Genomic DNA, 8808 nt, shown 5'->3' on the forward strand with positions numbered 1-8808 from the left:
GAGTCGTCAGGGGGTCACGGGCAGGGCGTGAACATCGCGCGGGTGCCGGACGGGTACGCGGTCGCATCGGTGAAGCGGCAGCCGTAGTTCGCGGCCGAGGTCCTGTCCACGTCGTCGCCCGCGGGCCTCCTGCCCCGGTCGACCCACGCCACCAGGTCGTTCCACGCGGTGCCGACCTCGGTCGGGGAGAACTCGCAGTGCTCCACGGTGCGGATCGCGCGTTGCACGACCTGGCGGGAGCGGCCGTTGTGCACGGCGTCGCGGTGGTAGGCCTGTTCCATCGAGAACGGGACGAACAGGTCGCCCAGGCCGTGCAGGGACAGGACCGGGGCGGTCGGCCTGCCCGCGATGCGCGGGATCTCCGTCAGGGCGGGCGAGAGGCGGGAGCGCCAGTCGACAGGGGCGACGCGTTGGACGCTCCGGTCGAGGTTCACCGGGGTGTTCGGCCGGTACCGCGTGGTCAGGTTGGTGGCGAGGCTGCCGGGGTTCTCCGCGAGGCGGGTGCCCGTCGAGGGCGCGCCGAGGCCGAACACGAAGTCCTTCCAGTAGGCGAACGCGTTCTCCGCGCCCGGTCGCGCGCCGCCGGACCTCTCGACCGCCACGGCCCGGAACTGCTTGCCGCGGTCGTTCGTGGTGTCCGGACCGCCGGGCCGCAGACCGGTCAGTCCGAGTGCGGCCTGGATGCGCGGCACGACGGCCGTCACGTAGTCCGGGGGCGTCGGGTAGGCGCGGATCCCGGACAGGGCCTGCGCCGTGAGCTGGAAGTCGAGGAAGTAGTCGAACAGCTCCTGGTCGCCGAGCACGCCGCACATCGGCAGCGCGCCGTCGTAGAAGCCGGGGTACTGCTCCAGCGACCGGCCGATGACGTGCCCGCCCATGGACACCCCGGCCACGAACACCTTCTTGGGCCGACCGACCAGCTCGCCGAACCTCAGCGCCAGGTCGTGCGTCCCGGTCACGCCCGCGCGCACGTCGTAGGCGTTGGCGCTGTACGACGAGGCCGCCCACGCGTACCCCTGGCGCAGCAGCGTCGTCCGCAGCCCGTAGCCGGGCGGGTCGACGGTCAGCACCTTGCCCGTGCCGCGGTACCCGTGCGCCCACAGGGTGAGCCGCCCGTTCCAGTTCGGCGGCACCTCGATGGTGTACGCGGCGTGCCGGTCCACGCCTTGCAGCACCCGGCTCGGCTTCCCGTCGACGACCTCGGGCGTCAGCGGCGGGTTGGAGATCGTGTAGCCGGGCAGGGGTTGGTCGTCGGGAACACCGGCGGCCACGGCGGGCGCCCCTCCCGCCACCAGCACCAGCCCCAGCAACGACACCACGAACCGGGTTCGCCCCATCCTCGGCACCTCCGCCCCCGATCTCACCGCGCCGGGGTCGCCGCCACCACCCCCCAAACGTCCCAACCGGACTCGAAGTCGTTGCGGCGAAAGGAAAATCACCATGATCGGTTCAGATCACGTTCGGACGCTCTTCACCGAGCAGCCCATCCGGAGCGCGTCGGCCAGCACGCGGTCGCTCACGCCCGACTCGACCAGCAGGCTGAGGCGCCCGTCGGAGGCGGACACCACGCGGACGCCGTCCCAGTCGCCAATGACGGTGGTGGTGAGGTCGCTCACCTGCACCAGTTCGATGGCCACGCCGGTCGTCGCCGCCGGGCCCTGCATGACGACCTCGCGGGCGTTCGGCAGGGCGCGGGCGGTGCCGCGGTGGTCGGTGACCAGCACGGTCGCCTCCGAGGCGGCGATCAGCTCGCCGAGGACCGCGCTGGCCCCGGTGTCCAGGCCGGTCCACGGCTCGTCCAGCACCAGCAGGTCCTTCGCCAGGAACGCCTGGGCGATGGCGACCTTCTGCGTGTTGCCCTTGGACAGCGTCGAGATCGGCGCGTCCGGGTCGCCGTGGAAGCCGAGTTCGCCGAGCACGTCCGCGCCGGTCCTGCCCCTGATCGCGGCCAGGTGCCGCAGGTAGGCGGTGGTGGACAGCCGCAGGCCCGCCGGGAAGCGCTCGGGCAGGTAGCCGACCGACGCGGGCCTGCCCTTGACCCGCCCGCCGCTGGGCGACGTGACGCCTGCGATGATCCTGAGCAAGGTCGACTTCCCGGAGCCGTTGCCGCCCGTGAGGACGGTCAGCTCGCCGGGGTCGAAGGTCAGGTCCACGTCGCGGAGCACCCACGGGCCTCGGCCGTAGCGCTTGCCGATCCGTTCGAGTTGGATCACGCGGCCATCCTCCCCCAGGTTAGGTGAGCCTGGCTTGAAGGCCTATAAAGGACGCGCGTACTGTTTAAAGCAGAGGGCAACGTCTGCGCCACCAGCGCGAGTGCGCAAGACTCGCCTTGTTCCCAACCACCAGACTTGCGCTGTATGGAGTTGACGTGACTGCACCTTCGAGCAAGGACAGCTTCGGCGCCCGCGGATCGCTCACCGTCGGGGACGCCTCGTACGAGGTGTTCCGGCTCAACGCCGTCGAAGGCGCCGAGCGCCTGCCCTACAGCCTGAAGATCCTGCTGGAGAACCTGCTGCGGACCGAGGACGGCGCGAACATCACCGCCGACCACGTCCGCGCGCTCGCGAGCTGGGACCCGGCGGCCGAGCCGTCCACGGAGATCCAGTTCACCCCGGCCCGCGTGGTCATGCAGGACTTCACCGGTGTGCCCTGCGTCGTCGACCTCGCCACCATGCGCGAGGCCGTGACGCAGCTCGGCGGCGACCCCACCAAGGTCAACCCGCTGGCCCCGGCCGAGCTGGTCATCGACCACTCGGTCATCGCCGACATCTTCGGCCGCCCGGACGCGTTCGAGTCGAACGTGGACCTGGAGTACGAGCGCAACTACGAGCGCTACCAGTTCCTCCGCTGGGGCCAGACGGCGTTCGACGAGTTCAAGGTCGTCCCGCCGGGCACCGGCATCGTGCACCAGGTGAACATCGAGCACCTGGCCCGCGTGATCATGACCCGCAACGGCCAGGCGTACCCCGACACCCTCGTCGGCACCGACTCCCACACGACCATGGTCAACGGCCTGGGCGTGCTGGGCTGGGGCGTCGGCGGCATCGAGGCCGAGGCCGCGATGCTGGGCCAGCCCGTGTCGATGCTGATCCCGCGCGTGGTCGGCTTCAAGCTGCACGGCGAGCTGCCCGCGGGCGCGACCGCCACCGACCTGGTGCTGACGATCACCGAGATGCTCCGCAAGCAGGGCGTCGTCGGCAAGTTCGTCGAGTTCTACGGCAAGGGCGTCGGCGCGGTGCCGCTGGCGAACCGCGCCACCATCGGCAACATGAGCCCGGAGTTCGGCTCCACGGTCGGCATCTTCCCGATCGACGGCGAGACCATCGAGTACCTCAAGCTCACCGGCCGCTCCGCCGAGCAGATCGCGCTCGTCGAGGCGTACGCCAAGGAGCAGGGCCTCTGGCACGACCCGGACTTCGAGGCCGTCTACTCCGAGACCCTGGAGCTGGACCTCGCGACCATCGTCCCGTCCATCGCCGGCCCGAAGCGGCCGCAGGACCGGATCGAGCTGACCGCCGGCCGCGAGTCGTTCCGCCAGGCGCTCAAGGCGTACGTGACGCACGGCGACGTCGAGGCGAAGTCCGGCGTGGACGAGGCGTCCGACGAGTCCTTCCCGGCCTCCGACCCGCCCGCCCTGCACGAGGGCCAGAACGGCAGCGGCAAGCCGGTCGTGTTCCACTCGGCCGCCGAGGGCGCGCAGGGCCGTCCCAGCAACCCGATCACGGTCACGCTGGACGGCGCGGAGTTCGAGCTGGACCACGGCGCCGTGGCGATCGCCGCGATCACGTCGTGCACGAACACGTCCAACCCGTCGGTGATGATCGGCGCGGCGCTGCTGGCCAAGAAGGCCGTCGAGCGCGGCCTGGAGCGCAAGCCGTGGGTCAAGACGACCCTCGCGCCCGGCTCCAAGGTCGTCATGGACTACTACGAGCGCGCGGGCCTCACCCCGTACCTGGAGAAGCTGGGCTTCCACCTGGTCGGCTACGGCTGCACCACGTGCATCGGCAACTCCGGCCCGCTCCAGGACGAGATCTCCGCGGGCATCCAGGAGAACGACCTCGCCGCGGTGTCCGTGCTCTCGGGCAACCGCAACTTCGAGGGCCGGATCAACCCGGACATCAAGATGAACTACCTGGCCAGCCCGCCGCTGGTCGTGGCGTACGCGCTCGCGGGGTCGATGGACAAGGACATCACCACCGAGCCGCTGGGCACCGACCAGGACGGCAAGCCCGTGTACCTCGCGGACATCTGGCCGTCGGCGCAGGAGGTCGCGGAGGTCGTCTCCACGTCCATCACGTCGGACATGTTCACCAAGGACTACGCGGACGTCTTCGCGGGCGACCAGCGCTGGCAGTCGCTGCCGACGCCGACCGGCAAGACGTTCGAGTGGGCCGAGGACTCGACCTACGTGCGGAAGCCCCCGTACTTCGAGGGCATGGAGATGGACCCGAAGCCGGTCACCGACGTGTCGGGCGCTCGCGTGCTCGCGCTGCTGGGCGACTCGGTCACCACGGACCACATCTCCCCCGCAGGCTCGATCAAGGGCGACTCCCCCGCGGGCAAGTACCTGACCGAGCACGGCGTGGAGCGCAAGGACTTCAACTCCTACGGCTCCCGGCGCGGCAACCACGAGGTGATGATCCGCGGCACGTTCGCGAACATCCGCCTGCGCAACCTGCTCCTCGACGACGTCCAGGGCGGGTTCACCCGCAACTTCCTGGCCGACGACGCGCCGCAGACCACGATCTACGACGCGTCGGCCGCGTACGCTTCCGCCGGCGTTCCGCTGGTCGTGCTGGCGGGCAAGGAGTACGGCTCGGGCTCGTCCCGCGACTGGGCCGCGAAGGGCACCGCCCTGCTGGGCGTGCGCGTCGTGATCGCCGAGTCGTTCGAGCGCATCCACCGCTCCAACCTGATCGGCATGGGCGTCCTGCCGCTCCAGTTCCCGGCGGGCGAGACCGCCGCGTCACTGGGCCTGGACGGCACGGAGACGTTCGACGTGTCCGGCGTGACCGTGCTGAACGACGGTTCCACGCCGTCGACGGTGCACGTGGTGGCCGTCAAGGGCGACTCGAAGGTGGAGTTCGACGCGGTCGTCCGCATCGACACCCCCGGCGAGGCCGACTACTACCGCAACGGCGGGATCATGCAGTACGTGCTGCGCAAGATGGTGCGCAGCTAGTCGTCGTTCGCGCGAAAGGGCCGTTCACCTCCGTGGTGGGCGGCCCTTTCGCCGTTCCCGGCTAGGGTCGCCGCCATGACGGAAGACCACCGGGTCCGCGAGGTGTTCGCCCAGTGCCTGCCCGCCTACCGGGTCGAGCGGGTGGAGGCGTTGGGCGAGGGGCAGGACAACGTCGCGTTCGAGGTGAACGGCGAGGTGGTGGTCCGGTTCGCGAAGGAGCCCGATCCCGCCGAGACGGACCGGGAGGCGCGGCTGTTGGCGAAGGTGGCGGAGTTCTCGCCCCTGCCGGTGCCCGTGCCCGTGTTCTCCGTCACGGAGATGGGGTGCCTGGCGTACCGGAAGGTGCCCGGACGGCAACTCCTCGGCCTGTCGGGAGCGCCCGCGGCGGAGATCGGGGCGGTGCTCGGCGGGTACCTGGCGGTGCTGAACGCCGTGCCCGCCGAGCGGGTGGCGGACGTGGTCGGGGTCGACGACGACCCGCCGTCGCGGTGGCTCGCGGAGGCGGCGGAGCTGTACGTCCCGGCCACGGTTCCGACTGTCCACCGTGGACGGATCGAGGAGTTCCTCGGTGCCGAGCCGCCGCCTACTTTTGCGGAACTGGTCTTCTCGCACAACGACTTGGGCGTGGAGCACGTGCTGGTCTCCGAGCGCGGGTGGACGGTCACGGGGGTGATCGACTGGACCGACGCGGCGTTCACCGACCCGGCCTACGACCTGGGGCTGCTGTGCCGCGATCTAGGGCCCGCGGGGTTCGAGGCGGCGTTGAGCGCTTATGGCGGTGAGGAGCACCGGGAGCGGGCGGTGTTCCTCGCGCGGTGCACGGTGCTGGAGGACCTGGAGTACGGGATCCGGACCGGGGAGCGGCGGTACGCCGACAACGCGCTCGCGTCGCTGGAGTGGCTGTTCTGTTAGCGTAGCTAAACATGTGGAGCGGACTGCTGCTGGCGGGGTTGGTGGTCACGCTCGGCGGACTCGTCCAGGGGTTGGCGGGGTTCGGGTTGGCGTTGGTGGCGGTGCCGATCCTGGCCCTGCTGGACCCGGCGCTGCTGCCCGTGCCGATCCTCATCACGGCCATGACGCACTCGATCATGAGCCTGGCGCGCGAGCACGCGCACGTCGACTGGCACGGGGTCGGGTGGGCGATCCTGGGGCGGATGCCCGGCACGGTGATCGGCGTGCTGCTGGTGGACTCGTTGGACCAGAAGCAGTTCAGCCTTCTCATCGGGGTTGTCGTGCTGCTCAGCGTGCTGCTGTCGATCACGACCTGGAATCCTCGGCCGACTCGGACGGCGTTGGTGATCGCGGGGTTGACGAGCGGGTCGTTCGGGACGGCGATGTCGGTTGGTGGGCCGCCGGTGGCGATGCTGTACCAGCACTCCCCCGGTGCGCAGATCCGCGCGACGCTCGCCGCGTATTTCGTGCTGGGGTCGTTCACGTCCCTTGCGGGATTGTTGGTGGCGGGGCAGGTGCACGTGCCGCAGGTCGTGACCGGGCTGTTGTTGATCCCGTTCCTGGTGGCGGGGTTCCTGTTGTCGAGTCCGTTGCGCAAGCTCGTTGACGCCAAGGGGATTCGGACGCCGGTGTTGCTGTTGTCGACGGTCGCGGCGATCACGCTGATCTTGCGGAGTGTGCTCGGTTAGGTGTTCTCGTAGGTTGCGAGGAGGCGGGCGAACGCGGCTTCGGTGATGACGGGGATGCCGTAGGTCGTGGCTTTCGCCGCTTTGCCGGAGGAGGTGTCCGGGTCTGCCGCTACCACCAGGCGGGTTTTTCTGGTGACGGTGGCGTGGACGTCCAGTCCGGCGTTGGTCGCTCGTGCTTCCCAGTGTTCTCGGGAGGCGGATTCTCCGGTGAAGACGATTTGGTCGCCCTCGTGGAGGCGGAAGGTGCCCCACTTCGTGGTGGGGGTTGTTGTCGTCCGGTCGACTTCGTGCGGGGGTAGGCCTAGGAGGTCGGCGATGTGGCGGAGGTCGGCTTGTTCCTCCGGGGTGGCTGTGTCCGCGCGTTGTGCCAAGGCTGCGAGGTAGCGGCGGTGGGCTTCTTCGACGTCCGGGCGGGAGAGGCCCAGGGATGTCGCCACGGCTACCAGTTCGGCTTGTTCGACCATGGAGAGGTGGCGGTCGATCAGGGCTTGGTCGAGGACGGCCAGGTAGTCGTCCGCGTGGGGGACGTCCGTCATGCGCGGGAGGTCGTCGATCAGGCGGAGGAAGTGTTGGGGGGTGAACTGCGTCCCGCGTTCGGCTTTGCGGCCGGTGAGCGGGAGGTCTGGCCAGGGGGTGTTCGCTGCCTGGGTGACCTGGTCTTGCCACGGAGGTGGGGTGCCCGTGGTGTGCAGGAAGCGGGTCAGGAGGGCGGCTGAGGCGAGGGTGTCGTCCAGGGCCGAGTGGGCGCGGTTGATCACGATTCCGGCGGCTGTGCAGCACGCGGTGAGGGAACGGCTTGGGGCTCGCAGGTATTGCTGCGACAAGGCCATCGTGCAGAGGCCCTTGTCGGGGTCGAGTGGTGAGTCGATGCCCGCGCGGGTGAATTCGGCGGCGAGGAAGAGGAGGTCGAAGGAGACGTTGTGGCCTACGACCAGGTTGCCCTTGAGGCGGGCTGCCAGGTCGCCCGCGATGTCGTGGAACGACGGGGCGAGGCGGGCTTCGGCGGCGCTGATGCCGTGGATCCTTTGCGGACCCATGTCGCGTTCCGGGTTGACGAGCGTGCACCACTCGTCGAGCGTCCGTCCGTGGTCGTCGAGCCGAACCACGGCGACTTCCACAACCCGGTGGTGCCAGCCGGGGTGAAGGCCGGTCGTCTCGACGTCGATCACCGCGTAACCCTCGGGCATGGTCACTCCTCAGCGAGGTTGTCGAACTGGTGCTGGATCAACGCTGCCACGTCGGATGTGCGGGACAGGTAGGGCGAATGGCTGGTGGGCCATTCGAGTGCGGTCGTGCATCGGCGGGCCATCAGCCGTTGGACTCGTGGGTCGACGGCCTTGTCTTGAGTGCAGACGACGTAGGTCGACGGGGTGTCTTGCCACGCCTGACGTCCGGGGAAGCCTCGGCCGCAGCCGGGGAGTTGGTGGCGGAGCAGGGCGGTCGCTCGCGCGGCCGTTTCGGGTGGGCAGTCGGCGTAGAAGAGGGCGGTGGCGAGGGTGGGGTCGATGCGGGTTCCGGCGTTGTCGGGGCGCACCGCTGCGCGGAGCTGGGAGGTGGCGGCGTCGACGCTCGCCGCGCTTTCGCCCTTGGCGAGGACGAAGGCCGCCAGGTACAGCAGGTGAGCCGCACCGGTCAGGCCGGTGATCACCGAGCCGCCATAGGAATGGCCTAGGACCACGGGCGGGGTGGAGTGGGCGTCCACGGCCGCTTGAACCTCTTGGGTATCGGCATCCAGGGAGCGTCGGTGCAAGGTGGGGACGGTTACCTGGACGCCCTGGGACCGGAGGAGGTCGACCAGGGCGTCGAAGTGGGCCGGGGAGTGGTAGAGGCCGTGGACCAAAACAGCGGTTTTGGGTGACAACGATTTGGTGTTGGGCGGCATATTTCACTCGTCCGGGGGACGTGGTGGGATCGGAGGGCTGGGCTAACCCCCGATTGCGCCAATTATCCCACCCTCTTTCGTCTTGTCAAGGCTGGAAAGGCGCC

General features: G+C 69.6%; 7 protein-coding genes. 3 read left to right on the forward strand and 4 right to left on the reverse strand.

The annotated features are described in order from the left end of the window. Nucleotides 1-14: 14 nt before the first annotated feature. Together ACFWW9_RS35385 and ACFWW9_RS35390 are read right to left on the reverse strand one after the other, a co-directional pair. A complete protein-coding gene (locus tag ACFWW9_RS35385) occupies nt 15-1337 on the reverse strand; it encodes a hypothetical protein (RefSeq protein WP_390386627.1) in 1323 nt (440 codons plus the stop codon). A gap of 117 nt (nt 1338-1454) precedes the next feature. Next, nucleotides 1455-2213, reverse strand: a complete 759-nt coding sequence (locus ACFWW9_RS35390; protein WP_390386628.1) for an ATP-binding cassette domain-containing protein — start codon at nt 2211-2213, stop codon at nt 1455-1457. A gap of 155 nt (nt 2214-2368) precedes the next feature. On the opposite strand from ACFWW9_RS35390, the gene ACFWW9_RS35395 reads away from it, so the two are divergent. The 3 genes from ACFWW9_RS35395 to ACFWW9_RS35405 all read left to right on the forward strand — a co-directional run bounded on the left by ACFWW9_RS35395 (nt 2369) and on the right by ACFWW9_RS35405 (nt 6822). Further along, nucleotides 2369-5182 (forward strand): aconitate hydratase, encoded by a 2814-nt coding sequence (locus ACFWW9_RS35395; protein WP_390386629.1) that lies wholly within the window; start codon nt 2369-2371, stop codon nt 5180-5182. Between the two features lie 75 nt (nt 5183-5257). Then, nucleotides 5258-6094 carry a phosphotransferase family protein gene (locus ACFWW9_RS35400; RefSeq protein WP_390386630.1) on the forward strand — a complete coding sequence of 279 codons (837 nt, stop codon included), beginning with the start codon at nt 5258-5260 and terminating at the stop codon, nt 6092-6094. 11 nt (nt 6095-6105) lie between these two features. After that, nucleotides 6106-6822 (forward strand): sulfite exporter TauE/SafE family protein, encoded by a 717-nt coding sequence (locus ACFWW9_RS35405; protein WP_390386632.1) that lies wholly within the window; start codon nt 6106-6108, stop codon nt 6820-6822. Here ACFWW9_RS35405 and ACFWW9_RS35410 read toward each other — a convergent pair. Together ACFWW9_RS35410 and ACFWW9_RS35415 are read right to left on the reverse strand one after the other, a co-directional pair. Further along, a complete protein-coding gene (locus tag ACFWW9_RS35410; protein ID WP_390386633.1) occupies nt 6819-8009 on the reverse strand; it encodes an exonuclease domain-containing protein in 1191 nt (396 codons plus the stop codon). The two genes, ACFWW9_RS35405 and ACFWW9_RS35410, sit on opposite strands and share 4 nt — an antisense overlap. Nucleotides 8010-8011: 2 nt before the next feature. After that, entirely contained in the window at nt 8012-8704 is a 693-nt protein-coding gene (locus ACFWW9_RS35415; protein ID WP_390386635.1) for an alpha/beta hydrolase, read from the reverse strand. Nucleotides 8705-8808: the final 104 nt, after the last annotated feature.

Source organism: Umezawaea sp. NPDC059074, from assembly GCF_042738955.1.
Lineage (GTDB): Bacteria > Actinomycetota > Actinomycetes > Mycobacteriales > Pseudonocardiaceae > Umezawaea.